We start from the raw sequence: 18045 nt of genomic DNA on the forward strand, positions 1-18045 counted from the left end.
GCGCGTACTCGTGCGTCGAGCCGTGGGGGTTATCGAGGGTTGCGGGTGTCCAGTCGTCGTTAAGCATGCGCGCAACAGACAGCTCGGTCTATTTTAGCTGCGGGTACACTCTGAGCGTATGAGGTTTGATGCAGCCGCCCTGCTCGCGATGATCGCCACCGGCGCCTACCTCGGCGTGAAAGGCCGCCCGGCCTCGCCCTACAACGATGCCTCGTTCACGCCCCGCCACCCCACGCCCGTGCTCTACGTCCACGGCGCCGCCAGCGCGCTCGCCGGCTTCAACCCGAACGCCCGCCTGCTGCGCCAGCACGGCTACTGGACCTGGGGCTACAACTACGGCGCCACGGACATCGCCAGCATCGCCGGCAGGATCCCCGGCATCAACGGGTTCGGGGAGCTCGATTCGCTTGTCGACGAACTGTCCACCAACATCGATCACGTCAAAGACGCCACCGGTGCGCCGCACGTCGACATCGTCGCCCACTCCCAAGGAGGGCTGCTCACCAGGATCTACATCGCGCGCGGCGGAGGCGCCAACATCCGCCGGGTCGTCGGCATCGGAGCCAACTTCCACGGCACCGACCTGCGAGGACGCGCCGAAAAGATCCTCCCGCTTGCCGAGCGCCTCCCGTCGCTAGCCTCCCGCGTCGCCGGCCCCGGCGCTCTCCAACAGATCGCGGGCTCGCCGTTCTGGGAGACCGTGGCGGACCTCCCCGTCGTCGACCCAGGCGTGGTCTACACCACCATCTACTCCCCCGCCGACCACGTGGTCACCCCGAACTCCGCCTCCATGCTGCCGACCGACGCGGGTGCCGACGTCGTCAACATCAACCTCGCCGAGAAGTACCCCGGGGCCGCCCGGGTCTCCCACGCGCGGATGCCGGGCGACCCCTACGTCGCGCAGTTGACGTTGTGGGGACTGGAGCGGGAATCAACTCACTGACCGGGGCTGGTCTGAATGTCACATCGAACGGTTTTCGGGGCGCGTTTCCCCAGGTGGCCATACCAAACAACCCCGAAAATGTGACATCCCAGCCACCCCCACCCGATGGTGCGACCAACCCCTCTAAGGGTACCCTTAGCCCGTGGGCAAACACTCGACGACTCCAACCACGCAAGAATCCGCCGCCAAACAACCCCGGAACATTCCGCGCACGCTCCTCGCGGTCGCGCTGGCGGCCGCGGCGGTGGCCACGCTGGCGGCGCTGGTCGCGCTGTGGCCCACCGGCCCGGCGCCGCAGCCGGAGCCCGGGTTCGCCCAATCGCAGTCGATGGCGGCGAACGCGGTAGGAGGCACGGTCGTTGAGCGCCGCACGGGCAGCTGTGCGTCCCCGGATGTGGGCAAGGTCTTCGACGGCGAGCCGCGGCCTGCACCTGCCAAGCCGGTTCCCCTTGGCACCATCGCGCACGATCCGACCTGTGAGCTCGCGATTGTTGAGTTGGCCTCGGGTCCGGACGTCGGCAAGCGGACGCTGCTCTCTAGCTCGGGCATGGCCGGCGATGTGGTGCTCGAGGAGGGCGAGGGGATTTCGCTGGCGATGACCACCGACGAGGCGGGCACCACATATACCTTCCTCGACATGGATCGCAGCTCGGTGATCTGGCTCTGGATCGGCGCCACCGTGCTTCTCATCGTGGCCGTCGGTGCGCGGCGCGGCGCGCTCGGCCTCCTCGGGCTGGGCGTGACGCTGCTGGTTGTCTTCGCCTTCCTCATCCCGGCCCTGCTGCGCGGCGAGGCCCCGACCGCGACGGCGCTCACCGCGGGCGCGGCGGTCTTGTTCCCGGTGGTCTTCCTCGTCCACGGTGTGAGCTGGAAATCCGCCTCCGCGCTGGCCGGCACGCTGGTGACGATGGCGCTCTCGGCGGCACTCGGCAACTTTGCGGTCTCCTCCGCCCAGCTGCGCGGGCTGGGCAACGAGGACAACCTGCTCATCCATCTATACCTGTCGCAGGTCTCGGTGACGGGTCTGCTCATGGCCGGTTTTATCGTCGGCACGCTGGGCGTGCTTAACGACGTCACCATCGCCCAAGCATCCACCGTGCGCGAGCTTTACGACGCCTCACCCGGCGCCTCCCCCGCATCCGTGATTGCCTCCGCGATGCGCGTGGGTCGAGACCACATTGCCTCGATGGTCTACACCCTGGTACTCGCTTACCTGGGCACGGCGCTGCCGCTGTCGGTGCTGTTGAGCGTGACCAACCGTCCGCTGACGCAGGTGTTGTCCTCGGACGTGGTGGCCACCGAGTTGCTGCGCTCGGCAATCGGCGCGATGGCGCTTGTGCTCGCGGTGCCGATCACAACACTGATTGCGGCGGGGACGGTGTCCCGGGGCCGCGCGGGGAGCTAGCCGCAGCGCACGATGGGCTGCGGGTCGTAGACCGTTGTTTGGGTCTCCCGGGAGAGCTCCCGGCCGGAGAGGTCCGTGATGATGCGGGTATCCGAGGTGGTAAACCCAGGCGCCCCGCCGGAGGGGGCGCAGTTGGAGCCGCTCACGGTCATCGGCCGCGGCGAGGTCTGCGCCCAGCGCCCGCCGTTGACGGATTCGACGTTGACCGTCTTCACCCCCATGAGGCTCACCGTGAGCTCGGATCCACCGGCGTTTGTCACGATCTTGACAGGGTGGGGCGAATCGTTGCGGAACTGCAGGTCGATCGCGCCCTCGTAGACGGTGGCCTCCCTCCCGGCCGGGTAGCGGGAGATGTAGTAGGAGTGCGGGGTGTGCGCGACGTCTGTCATCCCGGCGAAGTAGGCGGCGTTGTACAGGGTCGTCGCAAACTGGGAGATGCCGCCGCCGACCGCGGTGTCCGAGTGCCCGTCAAGGATGATGCCGGACTCGACGTACCCCTGCGCGGTGCCGCGCGGGCCGGTGTAGCCGTTGAGCGAGAAGGTCTCGCCCGGGTTGACGATGGCCCCGTTGACCGTGTTGGCCACCAGCCTGATGTTCGTACCGGAGGCGGAGGAGAAGCCGCCGGTGGTAAACGACCCGACGACCTCGTCAAACGTCGCCTTCTGCGCTTGTTCGGTGGTAAAGGTTGCCGGCTCGTTTTTGTACTCGGCGGCCCACGCGCGCTCCTTCGACCCGAGCACGCGGTCGGTGAAGCCGCCCATGGACTTCTCCCAGTCCACCACGACCCCGTCGACGCTGGGCTCTACTCCGCCGCCGGGCAGGACGCGGGCGTTTTTGCCCTCCGTCACCGTCGGCGCGAGCTGCTCGGCGAAGATCTCTTGGGCCCGATCAACGTTGACCTCGGGGGCGATCTTGCCGTCGACGTTGGGGAAGGAGACGACCTCGCCGAGCTGGTTTTTATCAATCACGGCCGTGACGTTGTCCTTGCCCTCCATCTTCAGCGGGCCCGACAGCGCGGCCTTGACCGGCCCGTCGAGCGCGGCCCCCACCACCTCGGCGTTGATCGCGGGCTGGAGCTCGCTCGGCGTGACCTCCACGCCCTGCGGGTTGAGCCAGCCGGAGGAGAGCTCCTCGGCGAGCACCGCCCGGTCGACCTCCTGGCCCGGCACGGGGTCGGTCACCTTGGGCTCCCCCGCCTCCACGGCGATGGTGCCATCCGCCGGGTCGCGGTGCAGCTCGCCGGCGACGCGCTCGACCTCCGGGGCGAGCCGCGCCTGATCGACGGTGGAGACGATGTCGACCTCGCGGGTGCGAAACAGCCCGGCGAGGCGCTGAATCGGGTTGAGCGATTCCTCGCCTGCGCTGGCCACCGTGGCGTCCCAGTCGATGCCGAGCCCGGCCTGGGCGGGCACAAGCGTGGCGCGTTCCGACGCCGCGCGGACCTCCACCGGCCTCTCCGCCCGGCCGCCGAGCTCGCCCTCGAGCGCGCGGGCGGCCTCCTCGCGGCTCATCCCGCCGATGTCCACGCCGCCGACGGCGGTGCCGCGGGGCACGTCACCCCGGTTGAAGGCGAGGTCGGCGAGGTAGATCGCTGTCAGGATCGCGAACAGGCCGACGATGACCCCGAGCAGGATCTTGCCCACGCGCCCGCCGGCACGACCTTGAGGTTCATTCACCGTAGTCACCCCGTAAAGAGTAGTCGAGGGCAGCGATACGCACGGCTACAAGCCTACGGCGATGAGTTGGCGCTGGGTGCGCTCCGCCGCGGCGTCGATACGCTCGGCCGGGATGGCACCGGCGAGCACTGCGGCCGTCACCCCGTCGATGATTAGCGGGATGTCCGCGCCCGAGGACCACAGTGCCTGGTCTGCGCCGGAGGCGATCGCGTCTCGCACCGCATCCGGGGTGGGGCGATAGTCCGTGATCCCGCGCATGCCGGAGAGGTCGTCGGTGACAATCACCCCGTCGAAAGGCACGCCGCCGGGGTAGTCTCCCTCACGCAGGATGCGGTAGGCCTCCGGGTTGAGTGAGCTCGGCACGTCTCCGCCGCCGAGGCCGGGAACGATGACGTGGCCCATCATCACCGACGCTCCTGGGTGGCGCCGCAGCACTGTGGCATAGGGCAGCATGTCGAGCGCCTCGAGATCGGCAAGCACGGGCGTGACGGCGAGCGCGAGGTGGGTATCCCCGGAGGCGCGGCCGTGGCCGGGAAAGTGCTTGAAGGTGGGGGTGACCCCGGCGTCGACAAGCCCCTGCGCGAACAGGCCCGCCACCCGCGCCACCTCGCCCGGGTCGGTACCGAAGGAGCGATCGCCCACGATGTCGAGAGAGGCGACATCGAGGTCGAGGAGGGGGGCGTAGTCCACGTTGACCCCGTGGGCGCGCAGCGAACGCCCGATATCGTAGCCCGTGCCCCGGATCACGCCATCGGGCTGGTGGGCCAGACCGCGCGGCGGCATCCACTCCCCAAAGACCTGGGTATGGCGCTGCACCCGGCCGCCCTCGAAGTCGACCGCGACGCTAAAGGGGCGCCCATACTCGGCGCGCAGCGCGTTGATATTGCGGCCTTCCTCCGTGAGCAACGCCGGGTCCGCCCACGACGGGATGATCAGCCCGCCGACCCCCTGATCGAGCGCGAAGCGGGCCTGATCGTAGTTGGACACCCCCACCACCATCAGTGAGGCAACCTTCTGACGCAGGTCCTCGGGCACCCGGTCCGCCGCCGAGGGCGCGGGCGGCACGGGCGGCGGAGCCGTGGTGGTGTGCGTCCGCGTCACGGTGAGGGTAGATGTGGCCACCTCCGGGCCCTCCGCAACCCCGGCGCACCCGACCGCGGCGAGCGGGCAGACGAGCAGGCCAGCCGCCACCGCGGGGCGCGCATTCTTGCCAAACACCGTGCCTACAATACCGCGGCACTGCCCCTGCGCTGACCATCCTGCTAAAATCTGGCCCATGTCCCACGCCTTCACGCTCCCTGACGCCCTCGAGCGCGGCCCCGCTACCCCGCTTCTGGCTAGCGCCGTCGTGGGCATCGTCCTCGGCATCGTCGGTGTGATCGGCATCGCCGCGTTCTCGGGGCAATCCACCGTGCCGGCCGGCAACGCTGTCACCGCCGACCAGGCCGTTCTCGGCGGCCCGGAGTACGGCTCGCGCAGCTAGCCGCCGCCATGAGCGGCCTGATCAGGCACCCGCTCGCCGCGCATGCGATCGGCTGGGTGCTGCTTACCGCTTTAGCCTTCGCGCAGCCCCCGGGGCGCGTCGCCGCGGACACGAAGCTCAACCTCACCGTGGATCCGGGGCGGTTTATCGCCGGGGCCACCCACGCGTGGACGGACCAGTTCACCCTCGGCCAGCTGCAAAACCAGGCCTACGGCTACCTCTTTCCCCAGGGCCCGTTCTTCCTCCTCCCCCTGCCCGACTGGGTGCTCCAGCGTGTGTGGTGGGCCCTGCTGCTCGGGCTGGCGTTCTCCGGCACGCTCACGCTCGCGCGCCGCATGGGCATCCCGGGGCTGCTGCCCGCCGTGCTCTACGCACTCTCCCCGCGCATCCTCACCACGCTCACCGCCATTTCCTCCGAGGCATGGCCCGTCGCTCTCGTGCCGTGGACGCTCGTGCCGCTTGTGGGCCGGCGCCCGCAGCTCGCCCCCGCGCTCATCCCCGTGGCACTCATGGGCGCGGTCAACGCCGCGGCCACCATCGCCGCCTGCGTGCCGGCGTTTATCCTGCTGCTGTGGCGGCGCCGCCCCGCGCAGGCCGGTGTGTTTTTCCTCGGCTGCCTCCTCGTCAGCGCCTGGTGGATCGGCCCGCTCGTCGTCCTCGGGCGATACTCCCCGCCGTTTACGGATTTCATCGAGTCCGCGTTCGTGACCACGAACTGGCTCAACCCGGCGGAAATTCTGCGGGGCACGACGAGCTGGGCACCGTTTGTTGACACCGAGCGCACCGCCGGTTTCCTCTTGGTCTCCGAACCGGTCTTCGTGCTGGCCACCGCGGTACTCGCCGCGCTCGGCCTCGCGGGTCTGGCGCGCAGAGACATGCCGTGGCGCGGGTACGTGGTCACCCTTTTCTGCCTCGGCTTCGCGCTGCTGGGCACGGCGCACGCTCTCGCGCCGTTATACGACGCCCCCTTGGCCGCCTTCCGCAACCTCCACAAGTTCGACCCCCTCGTGCGCCTGCCCCTCGTCTTAGGCGTCGGCTGGTGCGCATCCCGCCTCCGCCGGCCCGCCGTGGTGGGCGTCGCGCTCGTGAGCGCGGTGGCGCTCGCCCCCGCCTGGTCTCTGCGGCTGCTTCCCGAAGGCACGTGGACCGAGATCTCCCCCGACTGGGTCGCCGCGGGTGCGTGGCTTGACGAACACGCCTCGGGCACCCGCACCCTCGTCGTGCCGGAATCCTCCTTTGCCCGGCAGACGTGGGGGTGGACCCGCGATGAGCCGATCCAGGCCGTGTCCGCCTCCCGGTTCGCGGCGCGCGACGCCATCCCGTTGGTCGATCCGGAGGCGATCCGCGGCCTCGACGGGCAGGTCAGCGCCGTGGATTGGGAGGCGTTGCGCTCCATCGGCGTCGGCGCCGTCGTCGTGCGGCGTGACCTCGCCGCGGGGCCCGAGGTGCCCGACCTCGGCGAGCCCACCGCCCGCTTCGGCGACGTCGAGATCTTCCTGCGCGACCCGGCTCGAGACATGATGATCACCGCCTCGGAGCCCGTCGCCGTCGACGGCGGCGGAGAGGTGCTGCCGTTGCTGTGGGAGCGCTACGGTTATTTCCCGGCGCGCCTGGTCGACTCCGGGGCCCAGATCATCACCGATACCCCTGCCGCCGCGGTACGCAATTACGGCACGCTGGACTCCCCCCTCTCGGCGCAGCTCGCCTCTCCCGCGGAGGGTAGCGACGTGCACAACCGCGTGCCGGACTACCCCTCCGCCGGCTCCCGGGTCGGCGTGTCCATGACCGGCGGCGAGGCCGCGGCCTCCAGCTCTGCCGCCGATGCCACCGCCTTCGGCGGGGCGAAGCCCTCGACCTCTCTCACCGCGGCGTTCGACGGCCTTGAGGACACCGCGTGGTGGCCCGCCCCGGGAGACGACACCGCGTGGCTCTCCTCGACGGTCTCCGGCGGGTCGATCACCATCACCGCCACCGACGACACCGTGGTGCGCGTGGCCACGGGAGACGGTGCCCGCGAGATCTCCCTCGTCGGAGGCGAGCCCCGCACGGTGCGGGCGGGCGGCGACCACGTGCGCGTCGAGCTCACGCAGCGCGTCGGCATCGCGGAGCTAGGCACCGGCGTGCGCCGCGTCGTCGAGGTGCCGGGGACGGCCGATACCTACTTCTTCCAGCGCTTATTCCCCGCAACCGATGTGGTGCAGCGCCGCTTCACCACCGCCTCCGACGGCGAGTGGGAGTTGAGCGCACCGGCCACCATCGACGGCGAGCCAGCATCCGGCCGGGTGCATCTGGCCGCAGGGCCCCACGAGGTGCTCACCGATGCCGAGACCATCACCATCTCTCGCGCCAAACCCCTCACCGCGGCGTGGGAAGCCTTCGACGGCGAGGTGGGCCCGGGCGAGGGCGAGCGGCTCATCCTCACCGCCCGCGCGTTCAACGAGGGGCTGCGCGCGAGCGTCGGCGGGGTGGAGCTCGCCTCATTGCGTATCGACGCAGGCGCGCAGGCCTTTAGCGTCCCACCCGGGGTCACCGGCCGCTTCGAGATGCACTTCGCCGGCGAGGCCGCCTACCGCTGGAGCCTCTTACTCGGCTCCGTGATCTCCCTGCTCACGGTCGCCGCCTGCCTCTGGGTTCCGTGGCGCCGCACCGAGTACTGGGCGCCGTCTACAGGCTCAACGCCCTTATCCCCGCTGCTCGCGGCACTGTGCGTCGGCCTCGCCCCCGGCGCGGCGGCGGTGGCGCTGTGCTGGGTGGTGAGGCGCTACACCCTCATCCCCGCCTGCGCTTTAAGCGCCGGCGCCGCTGCGTTCATGGGGCTGTGGCTGGCGCGCTCGCCGTGGCCGGCGGCGGGGTACGCCGGTTTTAGCGTGCTGGTGACCTTCGCGGGTTGCCTCGCGGTAGCGGCGCTGGCGTGCCCTTCACCCCAAACCCGGATGCCTAAGAATGCGGGTGCTCACCGTAAACCCGGACCTAGTTCGGGGTGTCCGAGTTGAGGGGGAAGCGGCCGTGCCGCCACCCCCGCACGAGCCGCGCGCCCGGTACCTCCACGAGCTCGTAGGAGACGTAGGCGAGCGCCACGCTGCCCGCAACGGTCGCGGCCCACACGAGCGCGAAGTGCCCGCCGAACACCGGCACCCCGAGGACGGGAAACACTAGTGCGAGCACCCACACGTGCCAGAGGAAGAGGGAATACGACCACCTCCCCAGCGCCACCGCCACGGGGGAGGCAAGCACACCGCGCGAGCGCGGGCCGAGCGCGAAGGGTGCCACAATGAGCGCCGCGAAGGCCGCGCCGAGGATGATGCGCGCGTTGAACTGCGCCGGGGAGGGGTGCGCCAGCCCCTCCGGGCCGAGGACCCCTGCGATCCAGGCCACCGGCAGCCCCAGGGCCGCGACCGGCCAGCGCGGGCCGCGGTAGCGTATGCCGAGGCGCTCGAGCTCAGCGAGGATGAGTCCAACGGCGCACCACAACACGTAGGACGGCGGCCAGATCTGCAGGTTGACCGCATCAACGCCCGCGACGAGCCAGGGCCAGGCGAGAGAGGCCGGGATGGATAGTGCGAGGGCGAGGGTCCGCAGGGGCGTCGATAAGCGAAGATAGAGCGGTAAGACGAGGTAGAAAGCGACCTCGACGCACAGCGACCACATCTGGGTCAGCCCGGCGACGAGGCCGTCGGGCACGTAGATCTGGACCAGGAAAACCTGGGCCAACGCCTGGGACCACGAGATCCCGGCAAGCTCGGGCAGGCTCGCCAGCACGACGGCGACGCACACGAGGTAGGCCGGGGCGAGGCGGGCGAGGCGGCGCCGGTAGTAGCCCGGGCGCAACCCGCCGCGCGCCAACAGGAAGGCAGAGAGCGCGTAGAAGACCGCGACGAAGTAGTCGAGCCGCTCGAGCACCGGGTGATACGTCGCCGTTTGGAAGGCGACATGAGTGGTGAGGATGCCGAGGGCGGCAACCGCGCGCAGGCCAGCGAGTTCGGGAAGTAGAGTGGTAGCGATATGGACAGTGTAGGGGTAGGGCTGAAGCGGGCGTTGGTGCGCTGCGCTGTGGTGGTGGCCACGTGCGCGGCGCTCAACCTCATCTCCCCCGTCGTCATCGCCCAGCAGCGCACGCTCCACCCCGGCGAAGAACACACCCGCGTGTTCGATGGGCCCACCCCCCTTTCCACCACGGTCACTGTGGGCACGAGTGAGGGGGACGACCAGGTCACCATCACGGGGCGCACCGAGCTTGGCGGCCTCGACGGCGGGGTGACCGTGGATAGCTACCCCGCCACTGCGTCCTCAGCGCTGCCGGCCGCCGGCAGGAGCGGGCTGACTTACCTCTTTCCCTACCGCCCGGAGCGGCTGTCCTACCCGTATACCGACCCCTTCGCGCCGGAGACCTCGGATCACCCCGTCGCGTTGGACTACGTCGGCCCGGGCAACGTCGGCGGCCTCGATACCTATCAATACCGCGCCGAGGTGGCCACCGAGGGCTATTCCGCCGAGCGGATTATCGACGTCCAGGTGGCCACCGGCGAGGTCTTAGACGAGACGTGGTCGGTGGCGCGGGGCCCGGCCACGGGCCTGTTTCGACTCTCGGAGGCCTCAAGAGCCGAGGCCCGGCAGCGGAGCGTGGTCGAGCTCCGGGTGCTGCGCGGCCTGCAGGTCTTGGCGTGGGTGACGCGGTGGATCGCCCTGCTGGCGCTGGTCTACCTGGCGGTGGCGGTTGCGCGCCGCTAGCGCGTTGGGGGCCTACGCCGCCGCGCTGGTCATCGCCCTGACCTGGCCGTTCATGGTCCCCGGGGAGGCGTTCGCACTACGCGACATGGTGGTGGTGCCCGAGATGGCGCTGACCCATGCGGCGTTGGGTTTCGGGGATTTGCCCGCGCGCAACGTGCCGCAAGACGCCGTGTTGGCGCTGGTGCCGTGGCCCGTGCTCGCGGCCCGCGCCATCGTCATCGGCTCCGCGTGTGCGGCCGCCTACGCGGGTTTTCGTGCCGGGACCTCAACCTTCGGCCGCGCCGCCGCGATGACGGTCGCGGTGTGGAACCCCTTTGTCGTTGAGCGCCTGCTCCAAGGCCAGTGGTCGCTAGCCGCCGCGGCGTGGCTTGTGCCGTTTATCGCCCTCGCGGCGCGTGGGATCGGCCCCATCGTCGGCTCATGGGTTGCCTCGCTCACCCCGACCGGGGCGCTTGCCGCCCTAGCGCTCGCGCGCACGCGGGGCCAGGCGCTGGCCTGCGCGCTGTGCTGCGCCCCGTGGGTAATAGCGGGCTTTCTCGCTACCGGGACGGGGACGGCCTCTCCGGCCTCGAGCACGGCCTTCGCCCCGCGCGCTGAGAGATGGGTGGGCACCCTCGGCGCCATGGCCGGGCTTGGTGGGATATGGAATGCGGAGGCCAGCCCGGCCTCGCGCGGTGCCGGGTTCGCCGTGTTCGGGGTGGTCCTGGCTATCGTCCTTGCGGGCGGGTGGCGCGCCGTGTCGCCGCGCCTGCGCGTGCTGGCGGTGGTTGGGTTCGCCCTCGCCGTGGCGTCCTGGCTGGGGCTCGTCGGGCTCGTGATCGGGTGGCTGCCCGGCGCGGGGCTGCTGCGCGACGGGCAGAAGTGGCTCATTCTTGCCATCCCCGCATTCGTCTCGGCCGCCGGGGCGCTGCGCCCGCGCGTCGCCGCCGTGGCCTGCGCGTGTGCGCTGCTCCAGGTGCCCGACGCGCCGGCCGCGGTAAGCCAGTTGCGCCCCGCGCGCGTGGAGCTTCCCGCCATCGACGATCGCGGCCGCGACGTGCTGTTCGTCGATAGGCCCGGCCTGCTCTCCCGCGCCGACGGCGTGCCTGTGGTCGATCCCGCGACGAAGGCGTTCAACGTCGTCGAGTCGGGCGAGCTGCGTATCGACGCCCGCGTCGTCGACGCCCCCTCCCCCCGCTGGCAGGCCGCGCAGGCGCGGCCCGGGGACCTCGACTACCTCGCTGACCTTGGCATCGGTGTCGTGGTCTACCCCGACGGGCGCGTGGTTGTAACCGGGGCGCCCGCCCGCGGGCCGGAGCCTGTGGGCCTTGCTTTGCTCGCGCTGTGGTGCGTCGCTCCCCTCGCCAGCCGCCTTAAGTTAACGAAAGATTAACTCCGAGTAGCGCCGGTTTTCAGGCGTAAAAACGCGGCGTGACACAGATCACATTTCCAGGTTACGGACACCCTGCACGCCTTCTACCAGCGCTTTTAATCGCTTTAGTTGGACATTTCCCATTAATGGGACGCTCCAACCGTAAGGTGCATTGACACCGCCTAGACCGGCACTTAAAGTTAACGGCAGTTGAACAAAAGGTTACACGTCAGGTGTAGCCGCTCAGAGCGGAAAGGAAGAGCATATATGACCACGGCACTCTTGGAGAAGATCACCCCCGCCCGCCTCGCAGATCAGGCCGATCACGCCGCTGAAGCACAAGGCGCGACTGCCACCGAGCACAACCGGGCCACCGTCTCCGCCCCATCTGCTGCGTTCGCCTCGACCGAGGCTCGACAGGCAGACCAGCCGGAGCGCAAGGCCTCCAAGGCAGGGCTCATCGACACCTTCGGCGCGTTCATCGCAGCCTCCGTCTTCACCCAGATGCGCGGCTAGCGCCCCACATCACACACAACCTCACAACCCACACCGTTTAAGGAGAAAGACCATGAACAACAACATCGACTTCAGCATCATCCGCGAGCGCGCCCTGCGCAACATCCGCGAAGACCTCGTCACCGAGTGGGGCAACACCTACCCGGCCGAGGCAATCCAGGAGACCTTCGACACCGTCAAGACCGAGCACAAGACCAAGGCCGTCGTCGAAGACTTCGTCCCGGTCCTCGTCGAGGCGGAGATGAAGGAGCGCCTGCGCACGAGTGATCTCGAGGGCGCAACCTAACACCAGCCCCGGCTCACCGAATACCACACCCCAGCGGAGATCCGCTGGGGTGTTCACCTGCGCTCCCCCGCCGACCGCGCGACGCCCGCCAGGATTTCCTCGAAGCGCCGACCGGTGGCCTCCCAGGAGAAGCGCCCCGCCCATTCGGCGGCGCCGCGGCCGAGGCGGGCGCGCAAGGGGGCGTCGTCAAGCAGACGCACAATGGCCGCGCGGAAGTCCGCCTCGCCGCCCACGAGCAGGCCCGTCTCCCCGTCGATGATGGAATCGCGCAGCCCCCCGGCGCTGAGGTAGCCGATCGTGGGCACACCGTGCTGCGCGGCCTCAATGACCGCGATCCCCCAGCCCTCCTTCACGCTCGGCATGAGGTGGACCGCGGCGCGGGCGAGAACGGCGTGCTTGTAGTCGTCGTTGACGTGCCCGTGGAAGACCACCGTGTCGCCGAGGCCCGCGGCGTACGCGCGCAGCTCGTCTTCCCACCACCCGGAGCCAATCACGTCGAGCACGACGCCGTCGAGCCCGCGCACGGCATCGATCGCCTGCTCGATGCGCTTGTGGGGCACGAGCCGCGACAAGGTCACCAGGTGCACGCGCCCGTCCTCGGCCAGAATCGGGGTGCGCGCCGGCACGGGGTCAACCCCGTTGTGCACCACCTCAATACCCTCCTCCCGCACGCCGAGGCCCACGAGGTCCCGCCGGGAGGCATCGGAGACCGTGATGTAGCGCGCCCCGCGATAGACCCTTGGCGCGACCCGGGACTCCAAGAACCTGCCCAGCCTGCCGATCACCGGGCCGGCCACGGGCCACTGCGGCAGGTGGCAGTGATGGGTGAGCAGCACCACGGGCGCGCGCGAGTAGAGCCGGGCGAAAAACGGGATGCCGTTTTGGGTATCCACGATGACATCGGGGCGGTGGCGCCAGACCGAAAACGGCGCGGCGAGATAGACCCCGTACTTGCCCCCGGCGCGCTCGATGCGCACCCCGTTTTTGCTGCTGCGCTTTGGTGCGTCGGTGTGCAAGGAGGTGCGCAGCACAACGTCGTGGCCCCTGGCGGCGAGGTATTCGCCCACGCGCTCGAGGTAGCGCTCGGAACCGCCGCCTTGCGGGTGGGTCATGTCGCGCCAGCACAGCAGCAGTATCTTCATAGGTGTGTACCGTACCCGTCGGCTAGCCACGCTTTCCCGTTCGCTTCGCCTCCTGCGCTCGTTTAGCTACGAGCAGTATCGCCCGGGCATCTTCTACGGCGGGCTAGCGCGCGATACCGCGCAGCTTATCGACGCCTTGTGGACCGACCTCACAGGCTCGCGCCTGCCGGGAGCCTCCGTCCTCGACGTCGGCGGCGGCCCCGGCTACTACGCCGCAGAATTCGCCAGGCTCGGCGCCTCCTATGTCGGCCTCGAACCGGACGTATCCGAGCTCACCGCGGCCGGCCTGAGCGGCTACGGCGCGGTGCGCGGCGACGGCGCGGCCCTCCCCTTTGCCGATTCCTCCTTCGATGTCGTCTACTCCTCAAACGTCGCCGAGCACATCCCGAACTGGCGGGAGATGGGCGAGGAGATGATCCGGGTGTGCTCCCCCGGCGGGCTCGTCGTGCTCAGCTACACCGTCTGGTTGGGCCCGTTCGGCGGCCACGAGACGGGGCTGTGGCCGCATTATGTCGGCGGCGAGTTCGCGCGGCGCCGCTACGAGAGGCGGCACGGCCGAGAGCCGAAAAACGTCTGGGGCAGCTCGCTGTTCGCCGTGAGCGCCGCGGACGGCCTGCGCTGGGCGCGCTCCACGGGGCTTATGCGATTCGCCTTCCCGCGCTACCACCCGCGGTGGGCGTGGTGGGTGGCAAAGGTGCCCCTCCTGCGCGAATTTGCCACCTCCAACCTCGTGGTGGTGCTGCGCGCGCCCGGGGGCAGCGGCGGCCCGGCTTAGTTGCCGGTTGCCGCCGCGATGCGCGCCTCGAGCGCGTCGAGCTGCGCGAAGATCTCGCGCGGCACGCGGCCACCCAGGCCCTCGAGGTAGCGGCGGGAATCCTTGGCGTCGCTCGACCAGGCCTCCGGGTCCGCGGAGAGGGCCTCTTGGACATCCGCAAGCGGGGTCTCCAGCCCCTCGAGGTCAAGGTCCTCGGCCCGCGCGGTGTAGCCCGCGACGGTCTCCTCGGCGCCGACGGTGCCCTCGATGCGGTCGACGATCCACTTGAGCACCCGGGAGTTCTCGCCGAACCCCGGCCACAGGAAGCGGCCGTCGTCGCCGCGGCGGAACCAGTTGACCAGGAAGATCGCCGGCATGCGCTCGCCGCCCTTGGCCCCCATGTCAAGCCAGTGCTGGAAGTAGTCGCCCACGGCGTAGCCCATGAACGGCAGCATCGCCATCGGGTCGTGGCGCAGGGTGCCCACGCTGGCCTCGCTCGAGGCGGCGGTCTGGCCCGAAGAGAGCATCGCGCCGATGGTCGTGCCGTGCTCCCAATCGCGGGCCTGGGTCACCAGGGGGACGGTATCGGGCCGGCGACCGCCGAAGAGGATCGCGTCGATCTTCACCCCGCGCGGGTCGTTGAACTCGGGCGCGGCCGTCGGGCACTGCTCGATGGGCACGCAGTAGCGCGAGTTCGGGTGGGCCGCGTCGCGCCCGGAGCCAGGCTCCCAGTCGTTGCCGCGCCAGTCGATGAGGTGGGCCGGGGCCTCGCCGTCCATGCCCTCCCACCAGATGTCGCCGTCGTCCGTGAGCGCGACGTTGGTGAACAAGGTGTTGCCCGCCTCCATCGTGCGCATGGCAATCGGGTTGGACCCGTAGCTCGTGCCCGGGGCGACGCCAAAGAAACCGTTTTCCGGGTTCACGGCGTAGAGGCCATCTTCGCGCAGGTGCATCCAGGCGATGTCGTCTCCGACAACCTCGGCGCTCCAGCCGGGCAGCGTCGGGGTGATCATGGCCAGGTTGGTCTTGCCGCATGCCGAAGGGAACGCCCCCGCGATGTGGTAGCTCTTCCCCTCCGGGGAGGTGAGTTTGAGGATGAGCATGTGCTCCGCCATCCAGCCCTCCTCCTTGGCCATGACGGAGGCGATGCGCAGCGCGTAGCACTTCTTGGCCAAGATCGCGTTGCCGCCGTAGCCGGAACCGAACGACCAAATCTCCTTGGTCGCGGGGAACTGGGAGATGTACTTCGTCTCGTTGCACGGCCATGCGACGTCCTCTTCGCCCGCCTCGAGCGGCGCACCGACGGAGTGGAGGCAGTGGACGAAGTTATCTCCCTCGATCTTCTCCAGTGCCTCGGTGCCCATGCGGGTCATGATCCGCATGGACATCACGACGTATTCCGAGTCCGTCAGCTGGACGCCGAGCTTCGGCTCCGGGTCCGTGATCGGCCCCATGCAGAACGGGACGACGTACATGGTGCGCCCCTTCATGGAGCCGCGGAAGTGCTCGCGCATCTCCTCTTTGAGGGCCTCGGGCTTCATCCAGTTATTGGTCGGGCCCGCATCAGCTTCCTCTTCGGTGGCGATGAACGTGCGCGATTCGACGCGGGCGACGTCGGAGGGGTTGGAGCGCGCAAGGAAGGAGTTAGGGCGCTTGGCCTCGTCGAGCTTGATGAGCGTCCCCTTCTCCACCAGATCCGCCGCGAAGGCATCCCACTCGCTTCGGGACCCATCGACGAAGACCACCCTGTCGGGCTGGAACAGCTCCTCAGCCTCGGCCACCCAGGAAATCAGGTGCTCGTTGTCGGTTGGCGCGTCCTGCGTCAACCCCTTGATAGCGGCGGTCATAGTGCTCTCCCGTACTTGTCGTCGCGTCTTACGCCGGGGCACTGGCGCCCCGACTGGTTATTTCCGGATCCGTCACGCGGAAAGTTTTTCCGTAGGTAACCAGACTATCGAAAACGTCTGCTCGCTGGAACAACCGCGCGCGTTGCCGCGCCCAATACGGGTATAACCAGTGACGCATCCCACGGGCCCGGGCCCCGTCTACCCCCGGACCGTAACCCCGGATGGGGGTAGAGCCCACCGGCCGCGACCACGGGAAACGGCACCCACCCAGGGAAAACGGGAAACTCGCCCGGGTCAAACATTTCCCGGAGCACTCGATGACCGGTTTCTACCCCCACATAGGGGTAATGTCGCCCGTCAAGTACAGACCCGAGGCCCGCCCCTACCCAAACTTGCATCTGCCCACGTCATATGGACAATTAACGTGATGCCTAACTCTAATTTTTCTCAAACTTCCCGCCCAGCAACGGGCGAACTTCCCCCCGGCCGGCCGCTCCAAACCGAGTTCGACACCGGCCTCGACTACCCACGCCTCGGCTCGGTCACCTTCCGCCGCGGGACCCTCACCGAGAACCAGGAGGCGCTCTTTAACGCCCACTGGCCCCGCCTCGGCCGCGTCTTGGAGGACACGGTGATAGACGTCGACGCATGGTTCGGGCGCGCGGGCCACCCGACGATCGTCGAGATCGGCTCGGGCACCGGCACATCTACCGCCGCGATGGCCCCGCTCGAGCGCGATACCAACATTATTGCCGTCGAGCTCTACAAACCTGGCCTGGCCAAGCTGCTCGGCTCTCTCGTGCGCGAAGGAATCGACAACGTCCGAATGATCCGCGGCGACGGCGTCGAGGTGCTCGCCCGCATGTGTGAGCCCGCATCGCTCGACGGGGTGCGCATCTTCTTCCCCGACCCGTGGCCGAAGGCCCGCCACCACAAGCGCCGCATTATCCAATCCGGCACGCTCAACCTCATCGCCACCCGCCTCAAGCCCGGCGGCGTGCTGCACGTCGCCACCGACCACGCCGACTATGCCGCCTGGATCGACGAGCTTGCCCACGTCGAACCGCTGCTCGAGTACAAGGGGTGGCCGTGGCCGGAGGCCCCCGTCCTCACCGACCGCCAAGTCATCACCAAGTTCGAGGGCAAGGGCCTCGACAAAGACCACACCATCCGCGAGTACCTTTGGACGAAAAAGTAGGCAGGATTATGAGCATGAACGACCTCCACGAAATCACCCACCCGTACTCCCCCGGCGCCCAGAAGGGGCCCGATAGCTACCTGCTGGTGTGGGACGCCCCCAACCTGGACATGGGGCTCGGGGCCATCCTCGGCGGCCGGCCCACCGCCGCCTACCGCCCGCGTTTCGACGCCATCGGGCGCTGGCTCATCTCTAAGGCCGACGAGGCCGCCGCGGCCCAGGGCGAGCCGGTCGAACCGGAGGCGACCGTCTTTACCAACATCGCGCCGCAGGGCGCGGACGTCGTGCGCCCCTGGGTCGAGGCGCTGCGCAACGTCGGCTTCGCCGTCTTTGCCAAGCCGAAGATCGACGACGCCTCCGACGTCGATAAGGACATGCTCGCCCACATCACGCGCCGGCGCGACGAGGGGGTGCTGCGCGGCCTCGTCGTCGCCTCCGCCGACGGACAGAACTTCCAGCCCATGATCGAGGACCTGCTTGAGGACTCGATCCCGGTCACCGTCATCGGCTTCCACGAGCACGCCTCCTGGGCGGTGACAAACCCCCGGTTCGACTTCGTTGACCTCGAAGACATCCCGGGCGTGTTCCGCGAGCCGCTGCCGCGCGTCAACCTCGACGCACTGCCCGACGAGGGCGCATGGCTGCAGCCGTTTAGGCCGCTGAGCTCGCTGCTCAATTCCCGCAGCGGCGCGAACCACGCCTAGAGGGGAGGTGCG

General features: G+C 69.2%; 16 protein-coding genes. 11 read left to right on the forward strand and 5 right to left on the reverse strand.

Features of this window, described 5'->3' with window-relative positions; all coding sequences use genetic code 11:
- Positions 1 to 118: 118 nt before the first annotated feature.
- Together C3E79_RS10335 and C3E79_RS10345 are read left to right on the forward strand one after the other, a co-directional pair.
- The gene (locus C3E79_RS10335) at positions 119 to 943 is read left to right on the forward strand and encodes an esterase/lipase family protein (RefSeq protein ID WP_108404833.1); all 825 of its coding nucleotides are present in this window, start codon (positions 119 to 121) and stop codon (positions 941 to 943) included.
- Between the two features lie 142 nt (positions 944 to 1085).
- Complete coding sequence (locus C3E79_RS10345; protein WP_235840674.1) at positions 1086 to 2348, forward strand: YibE/F family protein; 1263 nt, start codon at positions 1086 to 1088, stop codon at positions 2346 to 2348.
- Here the strand turns inward: C3E79_RS10345 and C3E79_RS10350 are convergent.
- Both C3E79_RS10350 and C3E79_RS10355 read right to left on the reverse strand, forming a co-directional pair.
- Positions 2345 to 4024 (reverse strand): VanW family protein, encoded by a 1680-nt coding sequence (locus tag C3E79_RS10350; RefSeq protein WP_235840686.1) that lies wholly within the window; start codon positions 4022 to 4024, stop codon positions 2345 to 2347. The genes C3E79_RS10345 and C3E79_RS10350 overlap by 4 nt on opposite strands.
- Positions 4025 to 4069: 45 nt before the next feature.
- A complete protein-coding gene (locus tag C3E79_RS10355) occupies positions 4070 to 5242 on the reverse strand; it encodes a glycoside hydrolase family 3 N-terminal domain-containing protein (RefSeq protein WP_235840675.1) in 1173 nt (390 codons plus the stop codon).
- A gap of 58 nt (positions 5243 to 5300) precedes the next feature.
- Between C3E79_RS10355 and C3E79_RS10360 the strand changes: the two genes are divergently transcribed.
- Entirely contained in the window at positions 5301 to 5507 is a 207-nt protein-coding gene (locus C3E79_RS10360) for a DUF2613 domain-containing protein (RefSeq protein ID WP_108404835.1), read from the forward strand.
- Between the two features lie 8 nt (positions 5508 to 5515).
- Positions 5516 to 8500 carry an alpha-(1->3)-arabinofuranosyltransferase domain-containing protein gene (locus tag C3E79_RS10365; RefSeq protein ID WP_108404836.1) on the forward strand — a complete coding sequence of 995 codons (2985 nt, stop codon included), beginning with the start codon at positions 5516 to 5518 and terminating at the stop codon, positions 8498 to 8500.
- Here the strand turns inward: C3E79_RS10365 and C3E79_RS10370 are convergent.
- Positions 8478 to 9509: an acyltransferase family protein gene (locus tag C3E79_RS10370; RefSeq protein WP_235840687.1), complete on the reverse strand. Its 1032-nt coding sequence runs from the start codon at positions 9507 to 9509 to the stop codon at positions 8478 to 8480. The two genes, C3E79_RS10365 and C3E79_RS10370, sit on opposite strands and share 23 nt — an antisense overlap.
- On the opposite strand from C3E79_RS10370, the gene C3E79_RS11710 reads away from it, so the two are divergent.
- The 4 genes from C3E79_RS11710 (at position 9510) to C3E79_RS10390 (ending at position 12388) form a co-directional block, all read left to right on the forward strand.
- Positions 9510 to 10235, forward strand: coding sequence for a porin PorA family protein (locus tag C3E79_RS11710; protein WP_146183410.1), 726 nt, complete (start codon positions 9510 to 9512; stop codon positions 10233 to 10235).
- The gene (locus C3E79_RS10380; protein WP_179948284.1) at positions 10222 to 11607 is read left to right on the forward strand and encodes an MmpA family trehalose lipid delivery protein; all 1386 of its coding nucleotides are present in this window, start codon (positions 10222 to 10224) and stop codon (positions 11605 to 11607) included. Before C3E79_RS11710 ends, C3E79_RS10380 begins: the two co-directional genes overlap by 14 nt.
- A gap of 246 nt (positions 11608 to 11853) precedes the next feature.
- A complete protein-coding gene (locus tag C3E79_RS10385; protein ID WP_108404837.1) occupies positions 11854 to 12102 on the forward strand; it encodes a hypothetical protein in 249 nt (82 codons plus the stop codon).
- 52 nt (positions 12103 to 12154) lie between these two features.
- A complete protein-coding gene (locus C3E79_RS10390) occupies positions 12155 to 12388 on the forward strand; it encodes a three-helix bundle dimerization domain-containing protein (protein ID WP_108404838.1) in 234 nt (77 codons plus the stop codon).
- A 53-nt stretch (positions 12389 to 12441) separates the two neighbouring features.
- On the opposite strand, the gene C3E79_RS10395 is transcribed toward C3E79_RS10390, so the two are convergent.
- Positions 12442 to 13530: a glycosyltransferase family 4 protein gene (locus C3E79_RS10395; RefSeq protein WP_108404839.1), complete on the reverse strand. Its 1089-nt coding sequence runs from the start codon at positions 13528 to 13530 to the stop codon at positions 12442 to 12444.
- A 4-nt stretch (positions 13531 to 13534) separates the two neighbouring features.
- On the opposite strand from C3E79_RS10395, the gene C3E79_RS10400 reads away from it, so the two are divergent.
- Complete coding sequence (locus tag C3E79_RS10400; protein WP_108404840.1) at positions 13535 to 14305, forward strand: class I SAM-dependent methyltransferase; 771 nt, start codon at positions 13535 to 13537, stop codon at positions 14303 to 14305.
- Here the strand turns inward: C3E79_RS10400 and C3E79_RS10405 are convergent.
- Positions 14302 to 16131, reverse strand: a complete 1830-nt coding sequence (locus C3E79_RS10405; protein WP_108404841.1) for a phosphoenolpyruvate carboxykinase (GTP) — start codon at positions 16129 to 16131, stop codon at positions 14302 to 14304. The genes C3E79_RS10400 and C3E79_RS10405 overlap by 4 nt on opposite strands.
- Positions 16132 to 16558: 427 nt before the next feature.
- Between C3E79_RS10405 and trmB the strand changes: the two genes are divergently transcribed.
- Both trmB and C3E79_RS10415 read left to right on the forward strand, forming a co-directional pair.
- Positions 16559 to 17329 (forward strand): tRNA (guanosine(46)-N7)-methyltransferase TrmB, encoded by a 771-nt coding sequence (gene trmB, locus C3E79_RS10410; RefSeq protein WP_108404842.1) that lies wholly within the window; start codon positions 16559 to 16561, stop codon positions 17327 to 17329.
- A 14-nt stretch (positions 17330 to 17343) separates the two neighbouring features.
- Positions 17344 to 18033, forward strand: a complete 690-nt coding sequence (locus tag C3E79_RS10415) for an NYN domain-containing protein (protein ID WP_108404843.1) — start codon at positions 17344 to 17346, stop codon at positions 18031 to 18033.
- Positions 18034 to 18045 lie beyond the last annotated feature (12 nt).

It is taken from the genome of Corynebacterium liangguodongii (genome assembly GCF_003070865.1).
Classification (GTDB): domain Bacteria; phylum Actinomycetota; class Actinomycetes; order Mycobacteriales; family Mycobacteriaceae; genus Corynebacterium; species Corynebacterium liangguodongii.